Origin of the sequence: Mesorhizobium sp. 1M-11 (assembly GCF_001303895.1) — a bacterium.
Lineage (GTDB): Bacteria > Pseudomonadota > Alphaproteobacteria > Rhizobiales > Rhizobiaceae > Mesorhizobium.
The window spans coordinates 1-23,449 of sequence record NZ_LJSD01000076.1 but is presented as its reverse complement, the minus strand read 5'-3'; the positions used below and the strand labels follow the sequence as shown (position 1 = coordinate 23,449).

General features: G+C 57.4%; 19 protein-coding genes and 2 pseudogenes. 10 read left to right on the top strand and 11 right to left on the bottom strand.

Annotation, left to right across the window (positions count from 1 at the left end):
- Positions 1-5 precede the first annotated feature (5 nt).
- The 3 genes from sufC to AO692_RS31505 form a co-directional block, all read right to left on the bottom strand.
- Positions 6-761, bottom strand: a complete 756-nt coding sequence (gene sufC / locus AO692_RS31515) for a Fe-S cluster assembly ATPase SufC (RefSeq protein ID WP_054314002.1) — start codon at positions 759-761, stop codon at positions 6-8.
- Between the two features lie 27 nt (positions 762-788).
- Positions 789-2,318 carry a Fe-S cluster assembly protein SufB gene (sufB, locus tag AO692_RS31510; RefSeq protein WP_054314001.1) on the bottom strand — a complete coding sequence of 510 codons (1,530 nt, stop codon included), beginning with the start codon at positions 2,316-2,318 and terminating at the stop codon, positions 789-791.
- Between the two features lie 178 nt (positions 2,319-2,496).
- Positions 2,497-3,657 carry a cysteine desulfurase family protein gene (locus AO692_RS31505; protein ID WP_054314000.1) on the bottom strand — a complete coding sequence of 387 codons (1,161 nt, stop codon included), beginning with the start codon at positions 3,655-3,657 and terminating at the stop codon, positions 2,497-2,499.
- 244 nt (positions 3,658-3,901) lie between these two features.
- Between AO692_RS31505 and AO692_RS31500 the strand changes: the two genes are divergently transcribed.
- From AO692_RS31500 to AO692_RS31490, 3 genes are all read left to right on the top strand, one after another.
- Complete coding sequence (locus tag AO692_RS31500; protein WP_054313999.1) at positions 3,902-4,576, top strand: alpha/beta hydrolase; 675 nt, start codon at positions 3,902-3,904, stop codon at positions 4,574-4,576.
- A 33-nt stretch (positions 4,577-4,609) separates the two neighbouring features.
- On the top strand, positions 4,610-5,047 hold the full coding sequence (locus tag AO692_RS31495; RefSeq protein ID WP_054313998.1) for an acetyltransferase: 438 nt from the start codon (positions 4,610-4,612) through the stop codon (positions 5,045-5,047).
- A gap of 78 nt (positions 5,048-5,125) precedes the next feature.
- A complete protein-coding gene (locus AO692_RS31490; protein ID WP_054313997.1) occupies positions 5,126-5,779 on the top strand; it encodes an FMN-binding negative transcriptional regulator in 654 nt (217 codons plus the stop codon).
- An 8-nt stretch (positions 5,780-5,787) separates the two neighbouring features.
- Here the strand turns inward: AO692_RS31490 and AO692_RS31485 are convergent, their stop codons facing one another.
- The 4 genes from AO692_RS31485 to AO692_RS31470 form a co-directional block, all read right to left on the bottom strand.
- Positions 5,788-6,645, bottom strand: a complete 858-nt coding sequence (locus tag AO692_RS31485; RefSeq protein ID WP_054313996.1) for a phosphatase PAP2 family protein — start codon at positions 6,643-6,645, stop codon at positions 5,788-5,790.
- A 97-nt stretch (positions 6,646-6,742) separates the two neighbouring features.
- On the bottom strand, positions 6,743-8,383 hold the full coding sequence (locus AO692_RS31480) for a glycosyltransferase family 39 protein (RefSeq protein WP_152980047.1): 1,641 nt from the start codon (positions 8,381-8,383) through the stop codon (positions 6,743-6,745).
- 62 nt (positions 8,384-8,445) lie between these two features.
- The gene (locus AO692_RS31475; protein ID WP_054313994.1) at positions 8,446-8,778 is read right to left on the bottom strand and encodes a lipid-A-disaccharide synthase N-terminal domain-containing protein; all 333 of its coding nucleotides are present in this window, start codon (positions 8,776-8,778) and stop codon (positions 8,446-8,448) included.
- Positions 8,771-9,505, bottom strand: a complete 735-nt coding sequence (locus AO692_RS31470; RefSeq protein WP_054313993.1) for a glycosyltransferase family 2 protein — start codon at positions 9,503-9,505, stop codon at positions 8,771-8,773. Before AO692_RS31470 ends, AO692_RS31475 begins: the two co-directional genes overlap by 8 nt.
- A 358-nt stretch (positions 9,506-9,863) precedes the next feature.
- On the opposite strand from AO692_RS31470, the gene tyrS reads away from it, so the two are divergent.
- Positions 9,864-11,114 carry a tyrosine--tRNA ligase gene (gene tyrS, locus AO692_RS31465; RefSeq protein WP_054313992.1) on the top strand — a complete coding sequence of 417 codons (1,251 nt, stop codon included), beginning with the start codon at positions 9,864-9,866 and terminating at the stop codon, positions 11,112-11,114.
- A gap of 11 nt (positions 11,115-11,125) precedes the next feature.
- On the opposite strand, the gene AO692_RS31460 is transcribed toward tyrS, so the two are convergent.
- Complete coding sequence (locus tag AO692_RS31460; protein ID WP_054313991.1) at positions 11,126-14,524, bottom strand: DUF3971 domain-containing protein; 3,399 nt, start codon at positions 14,522-14,524, stop codon at positions 11,126-11,128.
- 203 nt (positions 14,525-14,727) lie between these two features.
- On the opposite strand from AO692_RS31460, the gene bcp reads away from it, so the two are divergent.
- The 6 genes from bcp (at position 14,728) to AO692_RS31430 (ending at position 21,822) form a co-directional block, all read left to right on the top strand.
- On the top strand, positions 14,728-15,195 hold the full coding sequence (gene bcp, locus AO692_RS31455) for a thioredoxin-dependent thiol peroxidase (protein ID WP_054313990.1): 468 nt from the start codon (positions 14,728-14,730) through the stop codon (positions 15,193-15,195).
- A gap of 142 nt (positions 15,196-15,337) precedes the next feature.
- Positions 15,338-16,648: a M23 family metallopeptidase gene (locus AO692_RS31450; protein ID WP_054313989.1), complete on the top strand. Its 1,311-nt coding sequence runs from the start codon at positions 15,338-15,340 to the stop codon at positions 16,646-16,648.
- Between the two features lie 535 nt (positions 16,649-17,183).
- Positions 17,184-18,467: a hypothetical protein gene (locus tag AO692_RS33040; protein ID WP_152980046.1), complete on the top strand. Its 1,284-nt coding sequence runs from the start codon at positions 17,184-17,186 to the stop codon at positions 18,465-18,467.
- A gap of 3 nt (positions 18,468-18,470) precedes the next feature.
- Entirely contained in the window at positions 18,471-19,721 is a 1,251-nt protein-coding gene (locus AO692_RS31440) for an oligosaccharide flippase family protein (protein ID WP_082407725.1), read from the top strand.
- 67 nt (positions 19,722-19,788) lie between these two features.
- Positions 19,789-21,009: a hypothetical protein gene (locus tag AO692_RS33035; RefSeq protein ID WP_152980045.1), complete on the top strand. Its 1,221-nt coding sequence runs from the start codon at positions 19,789-19,791 to the stop codon at positions 21,007-21,009.
- Positions 21,010-21,063: 54 nt separating this feature from the next.
- Positions 21,064-21,822, top strand: coding sequence for a hypothetical protein (locus AO692_RS31430; RefSeq protein WP_054313985.1), 759 nt, complete (start codon positions 21,064-21,066; stop codon positions 21,820-21,822).
- Between the two features lie 75 nt (positions 21,823-21,897).
- On the opposite strand, the pseudogene AO692_RS33840 reads toward AO692_RS31430, so the two are convergent.
- The 3 genes and pseudogenes from AO692_RS33840 to AO692_RS31425 form a co-directional block, all read right to left on the bottom strand.
- A pseudogene (locus tag AO692_RS33840) lies at positions 21,898-22,101 on the bottom strand (IS481 family transposase); the annotation flags it as partial.
- Positions 22,095-22,211, bottom strand: a pseudogene (locus AO692_RS33835) (IS481 family transposase); the annotation flags it as partial. The pseudogenes AO692_RS33840 and AO692_RS33835, both read right to left, overlap by 7 nt.
- A 491-nt stretch (positions 22,212-22,702) precedes the next feature.
- Positions 22,703-23,449 (bottom strand): glycosyltransferase family 2 protein (locus AO692_RS31425; RefSeq protein ID WP_152980044.1); only part of this gene is annotated, 747 nt, incomplete at its 5' end.

Genomic DNA, 23,449 nt, shown 5'->3' with positions numbered 1-23,449 from the left:
CCCCCTCAAGCAGCCTCGCCGATCACGCCGGCATAACCATTGGCTTCGAGGTCGAGCGCCAGCGACTTGTCGCCGGATTTGATGACCTGACCTTTGTAGAGCACGTGCACGCTGTCCGGCACGATGTGCTCGAGCAGGCGCTGGTAGTGAGTGATGACGACGATGGCGCGGTCGGGCGAACGCAGTGCGTTGACGCCGTCGGAGACGATCTTCAGCGCGTCGATGTCGAGGCCGGAATCGGTTTCGTCCAGCACGCACAGCTTCGGCTCGAGCAGCTTCATCTGCAGGATTTCGGCCCGCTTCTTCTCGCCGCCGGAGAAGCCGACATTGAGCGGACGCTTCAGCATGGCAATGTCCATGTTAAGCGAGGCGGCGGCCTCCTTCACCAGCTTCAGGAATTCCGGCACCTTCAGCGGCTCTTCACCGCGCGCCTTGCGCTGCGCGTTCATGGCCACTTTCAGGAATTCCATCGTCGCCACGCCCGGTATCTCCATCGGATACTGGAAAGCGAGGAAGATGCCCGCGGCGGCACGCTCTGCCGGGTCCATCTCCAGGATCGACTCGCCGTTGTAGAGGATGTCGCCTTCGGTGACCTCGTAGTCCTCGCGACCGGCAAGGATATAGGACAGCGTCGACTTGCCGGAGCCGTTCGGGCCCATGATGGCGGCCACTTCGCCCTTGTTAACCGTCAGGTTCAGCCCGCGGATGATCTCGGTGCCATCCTCGGCGATGCGGGCATGCAGGTTCTTGATCTCAAGCATTTGTTCTTCCTGAATCTTTTTGAGCGGTCAGCCGACCGAGCCTTCGAGCGAAATGCCGATGAGTTTCTGCGCCTCGACGGCGAACTCCATCGGCAGTTCCTGGATGACATCCTTGACGAAGCCGTTGACGATCAGCGCAATGGCTTCCTCTTCGGGAATGCCGCGCTGCATGACGTAGAACTTCTGATCCTCGGAAATCTTCGAGGTGGTGGCCTCATGCTCGAACTTTGCGGTCGAGTTCTTGGCTTCCATGTAAGGAACCGTGTGGGCGCCGCACTGGTCGCCGATCAACAGCGAGTCGCAGTTGGTGAAGTTGCGCGCGTTGGTCGCCTTGCGATGGGCCGAAACCTGGCCGCGATAGGTGTTCTGGCTGAATCCGGCCGCGATACCCTTCGAGATGATCCGGCTCCTGGTGTTCTTGCCGAGATGGATCATCTTGGTTCCGCTATCGACCTGCTGATAGCCGTTCGAAACCGCGATCGAATAGAAGTTACCCTGGCTCTCATCGCCGCGCAGGATGCAGGACGGATATTTCCAGGTGATCGCCGAACCGGTCTCGACCTGCGTCCACGAGATCTTCGAACGGTGGCCGCGGCAATCGCCACGCTTGGTGACGAAGTTATAGATGCCGCCCTTGCCCTGTGCGTCGCCGGGATACCAGTTCTGCACAGTCGAATATTTGATCTCGGCGTCGTCGAGCGCAACCAGTTCGACAACAGCAGCGTGAAGCTGGTTCTCGTCGCGCTGCGGCGCGGTGCAGCCTTCCAGATAGGAAACGTAAGCCCCCTCTTCCGCAATGATCAGCGTGCGCTCGAACTGGCCAGTGTTCTTCTCATTGATGCGGAAATAGGTGGAAAGCTCCATCGGACAGCGAACGCCCTTCGGCACGAACACGAAGGAACCATCGGTGAACACAGCGGAGTTCAGCGTGGCGTAAAAATTGTCCGAGGTCGGCACGACCGAACCCAGATATTTCTTCACCAGTTCGGGATGTTCACGGATGGCTTCCGAGATCGAACAGAAGATGACGCCGGCCTTGGCCAGCTCTTCCTTGAAAGTGGTGACGACCGAAACCGAGTCGAAGACAGCGTCGACGGCGACACGGCCGGACTTGTAGACGTTGTCGCTGCCGTCCTCGTCGGCCAACCCGTCGACCGGAGCTTTTTCCTTCTGCACACCGGCGAGGATCTCCTGCTCCTTGAGGGGAATGCCGAGCTTCTCGTAGACCTTCAGCAGTTCCGGATCGACCTCGTCCAGCGACTTTGGCCCGGACTGATTCTTCGGCGCCGCGTAGTAGTGAATGTCCTGGAAGTCGATCTTCGGATATTCGACGCGCGCCCAGGTCGGCTCTTCCAGCGCCAGCCAGCGGCGATACGCTTCGAGACGCCATTCCAGCATCCACTCCGGCTCGCTCTTCTTTTCGGAGATGAAACGAATGATGTCTTCCGAAAGGCCTTTTGGCGCCTTGTCGGTCTCAATCGTTGTCTCGAATCCATACTTGTATTGGTCGACGTCGATCTTTCGGACTCGATCGATCGTCTCCTGCACGGCAGGCATAAGCGTTCTCCATCCATGCCGAGGTCAAGGCCCGGCCGTTTTCAAACTATGGCACCACCGGCCCGATGCGGGCCGTACTTGGCGGCGTAAGTTCCATATAGTGCGCTCCGGCCAAGAAAACACCCGGCCAACAGGAACACACGGCTCTACCAGGCCGAAGCCTGAATTCTTCCCGCCTTCAGGCGGCTCTTTCCCGCGCGGCGCGGCGAGCGGCAATACCGGCCAGCGCCTTGCGAAACCGTTCGACGTCCTCGGCGGTCGTGGCGGCGCCAATCGACACGCGCAGCGCTCCACCATCCTCGCCACAGCCCATCGCCTTCAGCACATGGCTCGGCCCGACCTTGCCGGACGAACAGGCAGAACCTGCCGACAGTGCGATACCCGCCAGATCGAAGGCGATCTGCGCCGTCTCGGCCTTGGCGCCCGGAATAGCGAAGAACGTCGTATTCGCAAGGCGTTCGACGCGCTTTCCAAAAATTTCAGCGTCCGGCACCAGTTCGGTCACGATCGCCTCAATGACGTCGCGCCGCTGCCGGACCGCCGCAATACCGCCAAGAGCAATGAGCGCCTCGCGCGCAGCCGCGCCGAAACCGGCAATGGCGGCAAGGTTCTCAGTGCCGCCGCGATGGCCCTTCTCCTGGCCGCCGCCGGTAACTAGCGGGGCCGGCATCATCAGGTCGGAAGCGGCGACGATGGCGCCGACGCCCTTCGGGCCGCCAATCTTGTGCGAGGAGAGAATCAAATAATCGGCATAAGGCACTGACATATCGATCGGAAAGCGCCCCGCCGCCTGCACCGCATCCACGACCAGCACGCCGCCGGCCGCTTTCACGATCGTAGCGATCTCGCCGATCGGCTGGATGACACCGGTCTCGTTGTTGGCAGCATGGATGGCGATCAGAGGCAGGCCTGCGGCTTTGTCATGCCCTGCGAGCGCCAGCGCCAAAGCGCCGAGGTCGACGATACCGTCTGACGTCACGCCAATGCGCGAGATCTTTTCTGGAGTGAAACGACCGCCATTGAGCAGGCAAGGGTGTTCGGCCTTGGAAACATAAAGGTGCGCCATGCGCAGCGCCGCACGACCCATGCGCCAGTCGGGAGAGAGCAGTGTTACCGCCGCCTCCGTGGCACCGGAGGTGAAGACGACATGGTCGGGCTTGGCATTGACCAATGCCGCCACATCGCGGCGCGCGTCTTCGATCAGGCGCCGCGCCGCACGGCCTTCGGCATGCACCGAGGAGGGATTTGCCGCATCGAGTGCCGCGACCACGGCCACGCGCGCCGCAGGTAGCAGCGGCGCACTGGCATTGTAGTCGAGATAGGCGCGAGGCTCGGCCATTTTACCCGGTGTTTTCCCTTCAAAACCCGCTCTCGCAAAGAGAAGCGTTATTTCCTTGAAATTCCAAGGCCAGCCGTCCTATTACGCGGCTTGCGGCAGCAATGGCAGAGCCTTACATCTCGGCCATGCAGTTTTGAACAGTTCTAAACTAGCTTCTAGGTAGACGCTCGCCTTGCGTCAAGCTTGGATTGGGGCCGAAGCAGGAATTGTTCAAACGCCATAAAGCGTACACCAGGAGTTATTCATGCCAGAGGTCATTTTCGCCGGTCCGGCCGGCCGCCTTGAAGGTCGCTACCAGCCTTCCAAGGAAAAGAGCGCGCCGATCGCCATCGTCCTGCATCCGCATCCGCAGTTCGGCGGCACGATGAACAACAAGATCGTCTACGACCTCTTCTACATGTTCCAGAAGCGCAATTTCACCACGCTGCGCTTCAATTTCCGCAGTATCGGCCGCAGCCAAGGCGAGTTCGACCACGGCACAGGCGAACTTTCAGACGCCGCAGCCGCGCTCGACTGGGTACAGTCGCTGCATCCCGACTCCAAAAGCTGCTGGGTGGCCGGCTATTCCTTCGGCGCCTGGATCGGTATGCAGCTTTTGATGCGTCGCCCGGAAATCGAAGGTTTCATCTCGGTGGCACCGCAGCCCAACACCTACGATTTCTCCTTCCTGGCGCCCTGCCCGTCGTCAGGCCTGATCATCCATGGCGATGCCGACAAGGTGGCGCCAGCCAAGGACGTGCAGGGGCTGGTCGACAAGTTGCACACCCAGAAGGGCATCACCATCACTCAGAAGACGCTTCCGGGCGCGAACCACTTCTTTGCCAATGACGCTGAGTTGCTGATTGAGGAATGCGCGGATTATCTCGACCGCCGTCTCGCCGGCGAACTGGCCGACCCGCGCCCGAAGCGGCTGCGCTAGAACATACTGCCGGCGCCGGCAGCAGGACCGGACATGAAGATCAGACCTCATACCAAGCGCGATACCGCGCGCCTGGTCGATATCTGGCTTGCCGCCGTACGTGCCACGCATCATTTCCTGACCGAGGAGGACATCCAGTTCTTCCTGCCACAGCTGCGCGACCAGTACATACCGGCGTTGGAGGTGTATGTCGCCGAAGGCGAAGACGGCCGGGCCACGGGATTTTCCGGACTGGACGGGGTGAATCTGGAAATGTTGTTCATCGATCCTGCCCACCACGGGCGCGGCATCGGCAAGCAACTGATCGACCATGCCGTTGCCCTCAAAGGGCGATTGAAGGTGGACGTCAACGAACAGAACCCCGGCGCGCTGGCCTTCTATCTCAAATGCGGCTTCACACAGGTCGGGCGTTCCGAACTCGATGGTTCGGGAAAACCCTTCCCGCTGCTGCATCTGGCGCAACTCGGCTGAGACAGCCTTATATCCCTGCAGGCGTATTGCTTGCTGGGCATGTTGGCGGCAGGGTCGTCCCGAAAGAAGGATTGATCCGTGTACCAACCGCCACATTTCAACGAGACGCGCCTCGAAGTCCTGCATGGGCTGATCCGCGCGCATCCGCTGGGACTGTTGATCTCCAATGGCGAGGACGGACCTGTCGCCGATCCAATCCCTTTCCTGCTCGATGGAGAAACTGGCAAGCATGGCATGCTTAGAGCACATCTGGCCAAGGCCAATCCGCACTGGCGCCTGATTGCGGACAATCCATCGGCCAAGGTTCTGATCGTCTTCCAGGGGGAAGATGCCTACGTCACGCCGTCCTGGTACGAAACCAAGCGGCAAACCGGCAAGGTGGTACCGACCTGGAATTATGCCTCAGTGCAAGTGCGTGGAACGGCGCAGATCAAGGACGACAGCGCCTGGCTTGCCCGGCAGATCGCCGACCTCACCAGGCAGCAGGAAGGCGGGCGCGAGCAGGCCTGGGCTGTCACGGATGCCCCGCCAGAGTTCATCCAGGCGCAGATCAAGGGCATCATTGGGCTCGAAATCACCGTGGAAAACATCACCGGCAAATGGAAAGTCAGCCAGAATCGGCCGGTTGCCGACCGGGAAGGCGTCGCGGCAGGTCTCGATCACGAGGTGGCCGCGCACTCGCCTGCCATGGCTTCCCTAGTGCGTCGTTATGGTGGGCTGGAACAAGGATAGTTGGCAGCCTAGTGCTGAACTGCCGGCTGGTTGTGAGCAACCTGCAAGCCTAACGTCCGCTCAGCTTTCGGCGTGCACCAGACAGTGCGTCTCAAGCGCGGCAGCCCAATCGGATTCGAGCGGAACAGGAAGCCCAGCCGGGCACAAACGATCGCTGCCAGCACGGCTAAGCCGAAGCCGAGACCGAAGCCGACGATGGTATCGCTGGGATAGTGGGCGCCGACGAAGATGCGTGTCGAGGCGAACCACAATCCAAGAAGCAGGAATGCGTATTTCCCGCGGGGGAAAAAAAGCACCAGGATGGCCGTGACCGATCCGATTGTGGTGGCGTGGCCGGACGGGAAGGAGGCGAAGATCGCCTTTACGGTGAATGCATGGAACGAGAATGCTCCATATTCGTCATACAGCGCCGGGCGTGCGCGGCCGATCAATATTTTCAGGACGATGGTGAGCAGACCGGGCAGTCCAACTGCCACGAGCACGAAAAGCGCGACCGAGGTGCGGTTATAGACCGCCATAAGCTGCTTGCGCCCCAGGCGAGACCAATCGATTTGGTTGGCAACCAGAAGCCAGCCAGCCGCTGGCCAGAGATACCATTCGCCAAGACCGAGAGGCGTCGACATTTCCGCCACTGCTTTAAATGCAGGAGGCCAATTACAAACCGAGGCACGATCCAGGAAGATTGCCGCCAGTCCGGCCAGAAGGCTGCAGCCGAGCGTCCAGGACAGCCAGAATATGCGATCATACCGGGCCGGCCGCTGACGGAAGCGACGGCCAATCACGGCGAATGTGCCGGCCGTATTCGCCCAACTGCGCGCAAGCATGCGCTGGACGAGCGGCCCCGACGGCGCGCCAGCATCCTTCATGATATGCCCCTTACCCCAGTTCCGCCACATCGTGGCAGCAACACTTCGGTAGAGTGACGCTATCATGACAGATCATCAAGGTCTGGCTAGTGAATGATCAAGGGTTGGCGACCCGGTAGAGGCCGAGCGCCAATTTGTCGCCGGACGAGTAGTTGGTGCCGTTGATTTCCGTCAGGCGCGTTGCCGTCTTGCCTGAACCGGCCAGCGCCGATTGCAGCGCGGCCTCATCGGCAACGGGGACTAAAGCCAGCGCGCAGTTCGGGTCTGTGGCCAGATGATCCGCAGCCCCTTGCGTATCGGTCAGCTTGGTCTTGGTGCCGGCCATGAAGATCAGGCTCGGCTCGTGGTATTGCGAAGATGCCAGAACCGAATTCTCGCAGGGCTTTTTTTCCTGGATCGCAGCGACGATGCGCGGCGTCAGCCAGATCGGCGTCAGGGTCGGCACGATGAGGCCGATCAACAAGGCATAGGCCGCCCCTGCGGCCGCAGCAGCCGCACCGACACGGTTCAACGAAAGCTGCGATTGGCGCGGAAACGCTAGATACCCCGCGGCGAGTGCGAAAATGGCTGCCGGAATGCTCCAGGGATTGAACGCCCCTGTCAGGTAGAGCGGTGCACCGACGGCGATTGCCGCGATACCGAGTGTGACGACAACAAGACCGAAGGCAGTCGCCCAATAGAGCCATGTCTGCCAGCGTTTCAGGGCCGCCTGCTCCGGCGACAGGGTGAGCAGCCAACCAACCAGCAGTGCGACTGCCGGATAGGCCGGCAGCACATAATGCGGCAGCTTGGTCGGCACCAGTTCGAGAAGGATCCAGAACGGTATATACCAGGCAAGACAGAAACGCAGGCGCGGGTCACCGCGCATGTGATTGAGGGCTGCCAGCCCTGCGCCAATGGCGATGAGGCTGAATGGCCACATGAACAACGAATAGGTCAGCGAATAATAGCCTGGCGGCATACCGTGCGATTCCTGACCATCGGCCACCTTGCCAACGAGATCCTTGCCGACCGCTTCCTGCCAGAAGGCGCCTCCGCTCTTCCAGGTGATCACGGCAAGCCAGGGTACGACGATGAGGGCTGTCAGCAGCAGCCCCCGGCCGGCTTTCAGCCGCGACAGCCAGCGCGCGTCGCGTTCAAAGGCTAGCAGGACCAGGATGGTGAGAAGGGACAGGGCTGGCGAGATCAGCCCCTTGATGAGAATGCCCAGCCCCTGCGCGATCCAGAACAACCAGGGCAGATATGCCGCCGACTGCTCGTTGCGGCGCGATGCGACATAGATCTGCGCCAATGCCCCTTGCGCGAGCACGCAGCAGGCGAGAAGAAAGGCGTCGGTCTTGGCGATGCGCCCCTCGAATGCAGTGGCAAAGATGGCAGCGACCACCAGGCCAGCCGCCATGCCCGCATTGGCCCCGAACAGGACGGTTGCCGTCCAGGCGGTCGCAACCGCGGCGATGGCGATGCCAAGAGCTGAAACAAGGCGATAGATCCAGATCGGCGCGTCGGCCCCTTCGCCGCTCAGCGCCACTGCTGCCGACTGCAGCCAGTAGATACCGATCGGTTTCTTGTAGCGCGATGCCTCCTGGAAGCGGATATCCAGGTAGTCGCCGCTCTCAGCCATCTGCTTGGTGGCCTGCACGAAGCGTGCTTCGTCACGATCCACGACAGGCAGGCTGGCCAGTCCCGATGCCGAAAGCACGAGGCTGAAGAGAAACAGAAACAGATATCTCCGGGTCATCTCCACGCGCCTGATCCCCTATCGAAAGATTGAACCACCGTGGACGCCCATGCCCATCAAGGTCAGTCGACCTTGCTCATGGCGGCCTTGCGCTCATTGGCGATCAGCCAGAGATTGCGGATGTAGATGAAGAGGCCGAGCCCCTGCCCGGCGATAAAGACGGGGTCGCGGCGCGCGATCGCATAAATCAAAAGCAGGGCACCACCACCCAAGGAGAAAAACCAAAAGGCGATCGGCACCACCGAACGCTTGGCTCGCTCCGATGCTACCCACTGCACCACGAAGCGCATGGTGAAAAACATCTGGGCGACAAAACCGAGCAGAACCCAGCCGTCGAACTGCTGCACGAAGACTTCGTGCAACCAGGTCAACAATTCCTGGAACACACTATCCATGCGTGATTTCCCTTGCCCTTGGCATGCGCCGACGCCGGCGCCGCAACCACCAAACCCCAAGCAGATCGGCAGCCCCCTGCAGGCCACGATCGAAGATGCCGTAGTTGGACTTGCCGTGACGGCGCGAGCGGTCGACCACGTCACGATGCACCACGCCATAGCCTTCCTGGATGACAAGCGCCGGCACGAAGCGGTGGGTACCGTCGAAGAACGGAATCTTGCGGAAGATTTCGGTACGCACGGCCTTCAGCCCACAGCCGGTATCGCGGGTCTGGTCGTGCAGGATGGCATTGCGCAGCCAGTTGGCGAAACGCGAGGCGAGTTGCTTGGCCCTGCTGTCGCGCCGCTTCAGGCGCTGGCCCTGCGCCGCGCCGACCTCGGGCCCGGCATCGCGCAACGCATCGACCAGGATGGGAATGTATTGCGGATCGTTCTGGCCGTCGCCATCGATGGTGGCGACGATGTCGCCATGCGCAGCCCAGACACCGGAACGCACGGCGAGGCTCTGGCCGGACGACTTCTCATGGCGAATGTGACGAACCGGAAACGGCCGCGCGGCTGCTTGTGCGGCAAGAACCGGCTGAGTGTCATCGCTCGAACCGTCATCGACGACGATCACCTCGAAATCACGCCCGCTCATGGCGGCTGCGATCTCATCGATCAGCAGAGGCAGGTTGGCCGCCTCGTTGCGGCCTGGGATAACGATGGAGATCAAGGCGTCCGCCATGGCAATCAGATCGGCCGGAACAGCTTCACGGATGTCGAGCGACGCGGTCGGCCCGACGCGTGCTCTGGAACGGCGGCGCGTCCACCGGAACGCGGGCTTTCCTTACGCCAGCGGCCAGATCGTGGCAAGCATGCGAGATGCTCCAACACCATTCACGGACGCGTGATCAGTCCGCCTGTCACAGCCTCCCGGCAGCGAGGTCGAGCCGTCCATCGAGATGCCGCTTATCAGACCGACTGCGCAGAATTGGGGCATTCTTGACCTATATTCTTGTGATTCCAGGCCCGGCGATGCTAAAGGCCCGAAGCAGCGCCCCCAAGGGCAGCGCTGTTTTCTCGTTGTTTTCCGGAATCCTGTCATGTCCGCCTTCAAGTCCGACTTTCTGCGCGTTCTCGATGAACGTGGCTTCGTCCACCAGATCTCCGATCCGGAAGGGCTCGACGCGTTGGCCGCAAAGGGCCAGATCTGCGGTTATGTCGGCTACGACGCCACGGCGACCTCGATCCATATCGGCAACCTCATCACCGTCACCATGCTCTACTGGCTGCAGGAAACCGGCCACAAGGCGATCACGCTGATGGGTGGCGGCACATCGATGGTGGGCGATCCTTCCTTCCGCGACGAGCAGCGCAAGCTGCTGACCATCGAGCAGATCGAGACCAATATCGAGAGCATCAAGAAGGTCTACGGCAACATCCTGCGCTATGACGGGTCGAACCCCGCCATCATGGTCAACAATGCCGACTGGCTGCTGAAGCTCAACTATGTCGAATTCCTGCGTGATGTCGGCCGGCATTTCTCGGTCAACCGCATGCTGTCCTTTGACAGCGTGAAGCTTCGGCTCGACCGCGAGCAGTCGCTGTCGTTCCTCGAATTCAACTACATGATCATGCAGGGTTACGACTTCACCGAACTCAGCCGGCGCTACGGAACGGTGCTGCAGATGGGCGGCTCCGACCAGTGGGGCAATATCATCAACGGCGTCGATCTCAGCCACCGCATGGGAGGACCACAGCTCTACGCTCTGACAACGCCGCTGCTCACCAAATCCTCCGGTGAGAAGATGGGCAAGTCGGCTTCAGGTGCGGTCTGGCTGAACGGCGATCTCTTCAGCCCCTATGATTTCTGGCAGTATTTCCGCAACACCGAGGATGCCGATGTCGGCCGTTTCCTGAAGATCTTCACGCGCCTGCCGCTTGGCGAGATCGCCAAGCTGGCAGCGCTTGGCGGCTCCGAGCTCAACGAGGCCAAGAAGATCCTCGCCACCGAAGTGACGGCCATCGTGCACGGGCGCACCGCGGCGCAAGAGGCTGCCGAGACGGCGCGCAAAACCTTCGAGGAAGGCGCGCTCGCTGACAATTTGCCGTCGATCGAGGTGGCAGGCTCTGAACTGGAGACCGGTATAGGCCTTCTTGCATTGGTGGTGCGGGCCGGGCTTGCAGCATCCAACGGCGAAGCGCGACGCCATGTCCAGGGCGGCGCGGTGCGGCTCAACGACGAAGCCATTACCGACGACCGGCGCTCTGTAACGCTTCAAGATCTGAGTCCGGAAAAGGTACTAAAGCTTTCACTCGGCAAGAAAAAACACATTCTGGTGCGGCCGGTCTAAGCGCGCCGACCTCACCGGAATTCGAAGATCGAGCGGAAGATGCCGGGCGCGATCACCGACAGCGGGTTGATCTGCAGGTCGGGCTTGTTGGCGCTGCCCTTCAACCGGTAGGTTACGCCGATCAGGCCACGGTCTCGGCCATTGCCCAGCAGCGCGCCAACCAGTGGCAATTCGCCAAAGATGCGATTGATGCCATAGGCCGGCATGAAGGTGCCGGTCATGTCCATATTGTCGTTCTGGTCGTAGAGCGTGCCCTGGAAGGTGGTACCGATCAGGGGGCCGCGCAGCACACCGTTCGCCACCTTGAGATAGCCGTTGCCCTTGACGATCTCCGCATAACCGCGCTCGAACTGCACGCGCGAGGTATCGATATCGGCCTTCACTGCCTGATTGAGCGAACGTTTGTCGCCGGCCGGTGTCGTTGAGACGATCGAGTCCAGCTTGGGTTCATTGACGATCTGGAAGTTGCGGGCATCGACCGTGCCGCGCATCGGCCCGTCTGCCGCGCCAGACAGCGCAACGGCGATCGCGCCTCCTTCCATATGTTTGTAGATGTCGAGAAACCGTAGCACCGCGCCCGCATCCGCCGACTTCATATCGAGCGTATGACGGCCACCTGCGGTGTTGTTGGATACATCAATAGACGCGCCGGAGCGGGCCTGTGCCTTCACCGCCAGCCCATTCACCTTCGATCCCGCGCCGCTGTAGTCGAGGATAAAGTTCGACACGACTTCATCGTTGAAGCCCGTGAGCGCCTTCACGTTGGCGGTCACCGAGATCGCATCGCCGCCTGTACCCTTTGTGGCACTGTCGGTATCCGAGGTGAACTGCTTGACCAGTGCACGTGCATCCAGCGCTTCGCCGTTCACCTTCACCACATAGCCCTTGCCGGAACGCTTGATGGAGACCGCGACGTCATCGCCCCGGTTAAGCTGCACGTGGGACAGGTTGGCGGAAACCAGATCGCCGTCGGAGAGCTCTACGGCGCCGCGAGCCTCGAAAGTCTTGCCATCAAGGTCGAAGTCTTTGAGCCGGGTGATCGATCCGGATTTCTCCATGGTGAAGGAAACGGTAGCCGGCACACCCGGCCCCTTGCTCCATCCAGCCCAGGGAATGCTGAGCTTGGCATTGGTCAGGTCGGCCACAACGTCCTGGTTGGCGTTGTCGCTCTTGTCGAGCTCGATTTTCATCGTGCCGGAAAGCATGGCAGAGAGGCCCGGCATCAAAGTCTGACGGATTTTGTCGTCGACCGTCAGCGTCACCTGACGGGAGCGCGGCGGCCCGTCAACTTCCAGCGGTTCGACCAGAGCGATTTCGGCGGGAATATTGTTGAGTAGCGCGTCCGCCTTCACCGTCGCACTCTTTGGGTTGACGACGACGCTGCCATCGGCGTCGGTGACCAACTGGTCGTCGATCGGCTTGGAGATAGCGAGATCTTCGTAGTCCAGCGACACCAGCCAACCGAGCTTCGACGTGTCGATGCCCTTTTGCAGCGGTATATCCGCCTTGACGTTGCCGGTGACGGTTCCCGACAACTCGTCCGGCTTCAATCCGACATGGCGCATCGCGTTGATGGGCTCGTAGGAAGCTAGTTCGGCGACAGCATCGGCATTGCCCGCGACATCGATGTTCAGTGCGCCTATGACAGGCGGGACGTTGGCATTCTTGACGGTGAGCGTGCCGTTGCTTGCGGCCACCAAACGACCGCTCGGCATGTAAACAGTGCCACTCGACAGCGAGATGTCGACATCGTTGCCGTGGAATTCGACCACGCCATTCGCATCGCGAATGGGCGGAATCTGTCCAGCGGTGTCGAAGCGCGACCCTTCGAGCTGGAAACGGCCGAACACCTCGTTGCGGTCGAGCGGAACCCCGTTTCCCGCCCGCCCAGGCGCCACCTGGTACTGCAAGCTGGCTTCGACGACCTTGCCGCCGAACAGATTCTCCAATACCCATTCGCGGGCGCCGCGCGCCGAGAACCAGGGCCAGAGCTGCTTGACGTGCGAAACAGGCATGTCGTGGACGTTGAGGGCCATCGAGACACCAGGTGCCTTCCCGGTAACGAATTCCACGGCTGCATTGCCCAGCACCTCGCCGGACGCACCCGATCGGACCGCGATTGTCGGAACGACGAGCTTGCGGCTTACCGTCTGGTATTCGCCAGCAATGCGCCCGATGAAGTTGAGCGCCGGTTCCGACGAGTCGACTGGCGCCAGCATCGATTTGTTGCTGACGAGGTCGAAACGATAGGACGGTTCATCACCAGCGGTACCCTGGCGGGGCTTCGGCCCAAGCGAACCTTCGATGTCGAAGTCCGAGCGACCAACCTGCAGATCGAGGCCATCGATGCCTATCTTGTTGGAACCGCGCACCAACGTCGCCTTCACCTTGGCGTCGACAGGCAGCATACCGCGCGTACCGAGATCAAGCACAGCACCCGCCAACGAGCCAGAAAGACTGAGCCGTGGCTGTACGCCACCCTCACCTTCCGCGCCTTCCAAGTGCAACGCCACCGCACCGACATTGCCACTCGCCTGCCCAACCGACTTCGAATCGGCGTTTATGGGATCGACGGTGATGTCAGCCCGAAGCGCAGTCACTTTGCGCGCCGCCGCGTCGCGGCCAGCCGATGCATTGACGGTTAGATTCCGTCCATCGATATCGAGCTTGGAGGAGAATTTGACGCCGGATGAGCCGGATTGTTCCACGGTCGCGTCGGCGATCGTCACCAACTGCATGTCACCCGTTTTCGACAGGACCACCGCAACATTGTCGAGGTCGATCAAGCGGATCGAATCCAGGCGAATGGCGTCAAGGGACTGGTGAACCGCACCGAAAACCGCATCGACCACCTTGTCGGGATCAATAAGCCCATCGGCGTTACGCAACGTTGCCGTCCACTCGCTATTGCCTTGCGACGGCATCGCATCCGCGAAAATACGTGCATCGGAAATCCGGGCGCTGGTTAGCTGCACCTCACCCGACAGAAGTGGGGCGAGCCGCACGCCGAAGCGCATGAGGCCGGCCTCGACCATCGGCCTGCCATCATTGGCGGTCAGCTTTACCTCCCGCACCTGGAGCGCCAGGAAGCTTGCCTTGTCCAATGTGATGCTGGCCGGGCCAACCGCTACGTTTACATCGACGCCAGCCATCCCTTCGATGGCGCGCTCTGCAGCCTGCCGCAAGCGTTCCGAGCCAACGCCGGTGGCGCCGATCGCATAAATCCCCGCTACGACCAAGACAAACAGCAGGCCAATGCCGAATAAAAAACGGCTCAGAAGCCGCGCACTACGACGAAATTTCGCGCGCCCGAGTGGCGGCACGGCATTGGCGGATGGCAGGGTGCGGAGATCGGCAATCTCATCGCGCCTGAACCGGATCTTCTCGGGCCTCGGGACTTCCTGATTCACCTAGTCTTCCGTCTTCAGCCCTCGGTGGCCGACGATTCCTCGCCGACACTATATCGAGCCAATGCAAAGCGCGAACGGCAAAAGCAGAATCCAGCTTTGCCTTCCATCGCGCGCCAATTTATTGAGGGTCACGCACGATGCCGCCGAAGTTATCTCTCGCGGACACCGTGGCTCGGCGCTTAGGTTCAAACAAAGGCGTGGTTATGACCGATCTCAATGTGGGCGATGTTGCGCCCGACTTCATCCTTCCTCGTGACGGCGGCAGCAGCTTCAAGCTCTCCGATTTCGCTGGCAAACCGGTGGTTCTCTACTTCTACCCGCAGGATGACACGCCGAGCTGTACAAACGAAGCGATCAGCTTTTCGCAACTCAAATCCGATTTCGAGAAAGCAGGCGCTGCGGTGATCGGGCTTTCGCCCGATAGCGTAAAGAAGCACGACAAGTTCAAGGCCAAGCACGCGCTGGAAGTCGATCTCGCCTCCGACGAAGAGCGCGAGGTGATCGAAGCCTATCATCTATGGGTGGAAAAGAAGATGTATGGCCGTAGCTATATGGGAGTGGAACGCGCCACGTTTTTGATCGGGCGCGACGGCCGTATCGCGCACATTTGGCGCAAGGTACGGGTAAAGGGCCATGCCGAAGCGGTTCTGGAAGCGGTGCAAGCTCTCTAGGTTCTCTGGGCGCCCTTGCGTCCAGTACCCAACTATGTCTGCTCGTCCCATTGAGCTGCATAGCTCCCATGAAGCAAGGCTTTATTAACCATAACAAGTGCCTAATGGGCATTGTTGGGGTAGCAAACGAAAGCCTGGTTCGGTGAGCGCAAACGGTCAGTCGGCGGTGTTCGGCAGGCGTAAGGAGCCGCATACGGTCATCATTGCCCGCGGCGATGAGATCCGGCACTTCACAGTCCGCCCCTGGATGATTGCATGCTTCGGTTCAGCCGTTGCCGCAGTTGTCATCGGCTACTTGCTGGCCACGTCCTATCTCGTTTTCCGCGACGATCTCATTGGGGCGACGACCGCTCGCCAAGCCCGCATGCAGCAGGCCTATGAGGACCGCATCTCAGCCCTACGCGCTCAAGTGGACCGAATCACCAGCCGGCAGTTGCTCGATCAGCAATTGATGGAAACCAAGGTCGGCGAATTGCTGGCGCGACAGACCCAGCTCAGCCAACGTCATGGCCGGCTTGGCCCCATCCTCGAACGCGCCGAGACCCTTGAGACGATCAGCCCTGAACCGCAAAATCCGATTCCGGCCGCCGCACCTGCTGACCAGGCCAAGTCGGAAGATCATGCAGCCCTCGTCGGCGACAAGGCGATACCAGAACTTGCCACCTTGGCCAGCCTGGGCAATTCGCAAACGCCAGCTTTTTCGCACTGGTCTACCCGCGCTGACCTGCCCGCGGACGCCTCGTCCGCAGACCGCGCCGACAAGCTGTTCGTGGCGATCAACCAGTCTCTGCAGGCGATCGAAACCGAGCAGTTGCAGCGCGTTACCCGACTTGCCGATACAACCTACGAGAATGCCGACGCCATTAAGGGGGCGCTCCAGGCCGCCGGCCTCCCGGTCGACGATGATTTCGGCAAGGACGAAACCGACGTCGGCGGCCCGCTCGTGCCGGTCGACCGCGCGTCGCTGTTTGACACCAAGGTCAAGGAACTGGACGAGGCACTCGATCAGCTCGATCACCTTCGCAAGGAGGCGCGGCGATTACCGCTCGCCAATCCGGCACCAGGCCGCGCCGTAACCAGCCCATTTGGCGTGCGCACAGATCCCCTGCTCGGCACTGCGGCACTGCATTCCGGCATGGACTTCCGCATTCCGCTGGGCTCGCCCGCCCGCGCCACAGCACCCGGCGTAGTTACGAAAGCCGGCTGGAATGGTGGTTATGGCCGCATGGTCGAGGTCGACCACGGCCAGGGTTACACCACGCGCTACGCCCATCTCGGTCGCGTGGACGTTGCCGTAGGCCAAGCCGTGAAAGCCGGCGATGTCGTCGGCCAGACCGGCTCATCAGGCCGTTCGACGGGCCCGCACCTGCACTATGAAGTGCGGCATGACGGCGATGCCATCGATCCGCTGCGGTTCTTGAAAGTAGGCAAGAAGGTCCAGAAGTATCTCTAGCGCTGCGATTGGCGGATTTGAGCCAGCGTTGATTGCATTCAAATGCCTGAGCGGCGGGACGAACCCGTGACCGCCAGCGTGAAATTGCCCAGCTATGAGTTTTCAGCAGGTTGTCTATCCGGTCCCTCCGGGAAAGCTGAGGTTACGAAGCTTCAGTTTTCTCGGAGGGACCGGATAGACAACCTGCTGAAAACTCATAGCTAGTTACTAGCAATCGTTTCATGCCACGGCAACAGACGGTTAAAATTTGAATACCGCTTGCGAACAATCTTGTAACAGCGCTTCCACCGTCGCGCCCGTTTTGGAGAGGACTAGTGGCATTGTTCAATCCGTATCAAGTTAGCCCCCCACCTGTGCAATTGCGGGCCTGCGTTGTCAGTCTTAAATATTTCGCCTAACCGGAGGCTAAACTCATTCGAGATAGAGCGCGAGGAAAGTGATTGAACCCACACCGGCCTCCTTTGCTTATTTTTTTGGTACAGTTCCGTGACAGCGCATTCCCCTCAACCCCAAGATATGACGGCACGAGCATAGCATGTTGAACCTGAGCAGCTTTGGGCTTTTGAAAAACCTAAGACATGGTGTTCTTTCCAGACTGTGGGCACCGATCGCCGCGACGATAATCAGAAGCGGTGGCCCAAAGGTAGCCGCTCGACTGACAAACTTGAGCATTGATCGAGATACCAAAAGTGGTCCGCTGATCCTCTGCCTGTCACGTGAGTCCTTCATCAAGGACATCCGTGAACTGCGAAGGAGGACAGAATTCAGCTACGCTCTGATAACGGCTGGTTTTACACGATTTCAAATGTCTTGGACCCCTGCTCCAATGCAGATACAAACATTCTATCAAAAGTATGACGGCCCAGGAAAAACCGAAGCTCTCACCAAAAGTACACAATATGCCCTGCAACTAATTCGACTTGCGGGAAAAAAAAGTCAAGTTCGCGCAGTCCTCTCAGCCAATTTCGACTACTGGCAGGATGCAGGTTTTAAGCAAGCCTGCAAAATACTAAACATTCCATTTATAGTCTTATCACGAGAGCATCCAATTATTCCAAAAACGTGCGACATAGTAGAAAGCTGGTACCGCAATTCAGGTTATCATTTTGATGGAGCCGCCATCGCAGTAGCGGGTCCGTCTACTGAGCTTGTCCTGAGGAAAGTGGGTACAGTGTGCCGTCGAGACCAGGTCGTTATTACAGGCCTGCCACGCTTCGATGCCTGGCGAGACGTAGATACAAGCAAGCCAATGCAGCAACGCCCCCTAATCACGCTCCTGACGTTCACCGAAGGCTACTTCGCCGATACAACCTTTGTTGATGTGCTTCACGCATTTTCTGCTGCAGCTAAGTCTCATCGAGACAGTCCGATTCAATTCCTAGTCAAAACGAAAGACCTTGATGACACAATGAAGGTCAGAGCCCTGTTAGGCTCGGATTCAGCCGGGAATTTGGTTTGCGACCACGAGATAGACCTGTTCTCCGCCTTGCCAAATTCTCGCCTAGTGATTGGATATAACTCACTATCTCTAGTAGAAGCCGCTATGGCAAGGTCAAACATTGTCTTACCGGCTTGGGGTGAGTGCAAAGACCGCGGTGAGGACGTCATGTACCCCGCAAGCAACTCTGCAGTTTTCCATCTAGCACGCTTTGCTTACGACAAGAGCCAGCTACAAAACGCCATCAATACCAGTATCAACAACCCACCCGAAATAGATCCTAGCGATAACTACAAAGAATTCGTCAACGAATACATTTATATTCCAAGAAATTCCGACTGCAGTGAACAATTCGAATCCCTTGTCAAGAAATTCATCTGAATTATGAAAAAAATAACCAGATCTTCTTACATAAAAAGCGCGTCAGTATATTTTATATTCAATATAGTATCAGCAATACTCCCCGTCATAACGCTTCCTATATTCACTAAATATATGACGCCATCGGATTATGGCATTCTCGCCATCTTTAATATAGCCTGCATGTTTGGAAGCAATTTTCTTAGGCTCGAACTCAACGCTTCGCTAAAGAGAACTTATGCAACAAATATAGAAAAATTTCCAACTCACCTATCAACAGCATTTGTATTCTCAAATTTGGCAACCGTTTCTTCATTTATAATAATATTCACCTTCTCAAAACACCTAAACCACTATAGCGAATTTACTTATAAATGGTACTATTTAGTGATGCTTCTATCCTACTTTCGCTTTCAATCCGTAATTTTGCACAATTTACTGCAGCTTACGAACCGCCCTCTTCTATATGGACTGTGGGGACTGACGGTTACCATCTCCACTTTTGGATTGACTTATCTCTTTCTTATCTCATTCATCCCAGGATGGAGCGCTCGTGCCTGGGCCGAACTTCTTGTTGCGATCGCAGCCTTTCCGATTTCACTCTTCTTCCTCCGTCGCGACTTTGCGTTACGCTGGGAGTTCGACTGGAAGTCAATGAAGGCAATGCTGCGCTTCAGCCTGCCTCTACTGGTGTCCAGCTTGATCGGATACTGGCTTCTAGTAATCGACCGGCTGTTCATAGCAAAATTCGTCGGAGCTGAACAGCTAGGCCTATATAGCGTTGCCGTGCAAATCTCCGCAGTTGTCGGTTTATTCTTCGGTCCAATTCTGCCTGTTTGGGAGGCATGGGTCTATAGACTGCCGGCGGATCTTGGCCAAAGACAGCTTTCCCAGATCCTTCAACGATTGATTATGATGACGGCGGTGGCCGTTTTATTCTATTTTATTGCCCCCCCTTTGCTGATTTTCGTTCTGCCACACTTAGTCGACCGGAGCTTCGCAGGAGTCGAGGTGTACTTGCAACCGGTGGTCATGGCCGCGTTGATCGCAAGTCTCCTCGGGCTAATGACACCCATTCTTACATTCATGCGAAAGGTAGCGTTTATTGCCCAAATCAACATTATGATGCTTGTCCTGAGCGTGCCTACACTATATTTCACCATTGGCCACTGGGGTGCCTTTGGGGCCGCCTACGGTTTAAGCGCCGTATATTGCACCGGTCTCACGAGCATGCTTCTCTACATCTACCGATTCTCGCGAAAAAGAACGCCTTAATTCGTTCGCCTTACCTACCGCTAGAGACCAGACGAATTATAGCAGCCAACAAACAGGGATCGGTATATTGGAAATTTACAAACCCATTCCTTTTTGGATCTTCATAAATCGTTGTCTAGCGCTCCTTCTGGCTATTTTGATAGTGCAATTTGTCCACCTAAACCTGATCGCCAATGGTTCACTGTTTCAGAATATTGTTTGGCTGATGGTAGGAGCGCTCAGCGCCAGCTCTCTACTACTCATAGTTTCAACAACGAACGAGGCAACCCGCTGGCCTAGAATCGATCCAATTCTATTTAGTACGCTTTATATTGTTTCCTTTTTTTCCGTTATATTTCTCAGCAGGGGGGAATACATAGTAAGCTTTTTAAGGGTCGGTTTATATGAGACAAGGGCAAATCAAAATCTCGGAGGAGGCGGATTATACTCAGCTGTAACGATGCTATTCTACCCTCTTTCTATAATTCTCTGCTTTGCCGAATTGAGAAAATACCATAGAATAGCATTTCTATCGATGTTTGCGATTGTTATGATTATAGATTTTATCTTTTTGGGAACTCGAAATGCCCCTATATTTGTGATCTTATTTCACATACTTTGCACCCGCAAGAGACTAATCTCCTTCAAATCGATAGCGGTCATACTATTTGTACTAACGGTTTTTGTTTTTTTGTTCGATTGGCAAACACGGGCGCGATCCCTAGACACCACGACAGTCGGTTGGGATTGGCGCAACACGCTCAAACATTCCTGGCTCATGGATCACCTGCGCATCAGCGATGCCACACTTGACGCAATAGGCCGCAATGCACCCTTCCTCTTCCCTCTGGTTTTCCTGGGGCAGTATCTAACGCACTCCATAGGCGTGTTGGCTGACCTTATTTCAGCGGAGGCTTTTGGCTTCCTAGGGGCCACCCCCTATCTAGATGATCAATGGTGTGTGGTTTTTAAATGCGACCGCGCTGCCACATTGCAGGAGATACTGATAACCAACCCATTTGCTGGGCTCTATGAGACCCTTTACGCATCCATGTTGTTTGATTTTGGCTGGCTAGGAAGCGCTCTGATCGCTATATGCATGGTTTTGTGCTATTCTTCTGCCCAAATTGGGAGCGCCGATGAGATTTCACCAGCGGGGATTTATCTCCCTATGATTTTTGCCGTCTCAAGCGTCGAGAACTATTTCTACAATGGACTGGGCCTATGGAGATTTCTCATTTTTCTCCTGCTCGTGTACGGTCTTACGAATACAAGAATTTTTGTTAAAAAAAGAACCATCGCAGATTAAGTATCAATCCGCAGCTTCCACACAAAGAAAATAGAGTTCCGACAAGGATAGGAAATGAGCAACCCGAGAGAAGTGCCTTCAATCGAGTTTTCAGTTAATCTTAATCTCGTGAAAAGAGCCTTCATTTTTATAAGCAAGATATGGTGGATAGTCTTGCTATTAATTGCCACCCTACTAACATCTGTTTTTTTCTATCAATACTCGGTACCGAATCGATATCAAGCGGAAGGAATGGTCGAGATCGGCAAAAATGGAACTGAATGGATCGAAACGCAGGACCAATTACTGGGGTCCCTCAGGGATACGGCTTCGTATACTACTTCAGCCCAAAAATCCTGCAGAACGACCGCCACCCCATTGGCGGAAGACACCGTAGCAGCAGCGACTAGTTTTACACCGTCTAGAACAGATGGTCGTGTGGTTCAAATTGCCGCGATAATGGACACACCCAACGCTGCGAAGCAGTGTGTGATGGACTTAATTGCGATGGTGCTGGAGCGCCACAAGGCGATCCAAGCACAATGGGAGACCTCAGAAAAAGCTAATCTGGAAAAGCGATTAGCATACGTCAAATCGCTTCAATTCACCTTATCAACAAATTCTCCCCTCCCCTCGAACGTTCAGATCGTTCTGCCTTTCGATACCGCACCTATCGGAAAACAGACCCCAACTAAGGCGAACTCTCCTATCCAGGTCGACATTGTAGCGAAAATACAAATGAAGCGCCTCCTCGTCCTTGGTGCTCTTTTGGTCTTGCTCCTCGCGATTTCGGTTGCCACTGGGCGGAATTTTGCTTCTCTTCAGAAAAACTGAAAGTAGTCGATACGCTCTCTTCGCGATCGTGCTGGGGCATTCACCGCTTTTTCTTGGATTTCGAAGCATCGCTTATCAGACGATCCAGATTGCATCATGATGCTTCCTCTCCGGGGGAGCCGCGGCTCTAGGTGTCAGTTCCGCGGTCAAATGGACAGGTTCTAGGCGGAAGCGGTCTGACTGATTGGCCCATGCAGTACAGATTGCCCCATAGGGTGTAAGGCCGCGCAAAGTCTTGAACCGCCTGGCGAAATTGTATCCGTCGAGGAACAGAGACAATCATCCAGAGGCGGCAGTGTAGCTTGCGCGGGGGCGACGGCGATCGCCTCTTCCTTAGCGGTTAGCACAATCGAGCGCATAGTCTTCGGGCTCATCGACGCATCGTGGACAAAGGCCTGTTTGTGCCACTTGGCGACGTTTTTCTGATTAAAGCCGTGCTGCGCCACTAGTTCTTTTGAGCGGAGCCTTCGATCGCTGTATTGCCGCTCGGATGACGTGCTCGATCGTGGCGCTGCCGTGGAAACGTCATCCCAACAAACTGGGATAGGCGCACCACAGCAGTGCACCGTGAACCACCCCCCTTTAAACCCCTGCGGAGACGGCAAATTGCTCATCAGTAGGAAGTGGAGTTGTATCACCCGACAACTCAACGAACCTGGCAACATCCGCTTCAGAAATCCTGAAGGACAATGTCTCTCTTTGACCAACCGCGAAGTCCAACTCCAACCTGCAAGCCTGAGTTGAGCGAGACCATTAGGATCCAATGAACTATGTGACAAGCACCAAGTGACCTTCGCAGCGCAACCGGTTCCTGTAACCTGAAAGAAAACCCTTGGCGAACCAGAGCAGGTGAAAGTTTGAGCACTTCGAACGCAAATCGCTATGACTTGGAATTCTCACGGGCCTCGAACAGCTTCGCTTCGGTGACGTAGGAATAGAGAAAAACCATCGCCGAATGGACGTAGCCGTAGCGGCCGCACAGGAAGTAGCGCTTGCCGACATAGAATTTCAGGAAATTGATCCAGGGCGAGAAGACCAGCCGCGACATGCTGGGCTTGTCGCCCTGCTCGACCTGAGCTTCGACCTTGAGCGACGAATAGGAGTTCGTGCGCTTCAGATCCTCGGTCAGCGAGGTCGCGCGCCGGTGCAGCAGCATCCCCTTTTCGATCAGAGCGGTGCGGCCAGGCACTCTGAAGGACTCGTGGACGCGTTGAGCAATGTCCATTGTCGCCTTGTCGCGGCGAAAGAAGCGGAAGATGCGATTGTGTGCCACCCAGCGGTGGGCGTAGCCGTAACCTTTCAGGTAGTCGCGACGGCGGACGAACCAACCATCGGTATTGTTTCTGCCCGAACTTGTAATTTCGATGATGGATTGCCTCAGCTCAGCGTCGGCGCGCTCATCTGCCTCGATGCACAAGCACCAAGGCTGCGTGGCCTGTTGTAGCGCAAAAAGCCGCTGCCTGGCGAAGCCCGGCCAGTCGTTGTGGAACAGGCGGATCGGATAGCCTTTCGCGACGTAGTCCGCGATGCATTCCAGCGTGCCGTCGGTCGAACCAGAATCCACCACCACGATCTCGGCACAGAAGTCGACGCTCCGCAGGCAGTCGGCAATCATGTCGACTTCGTT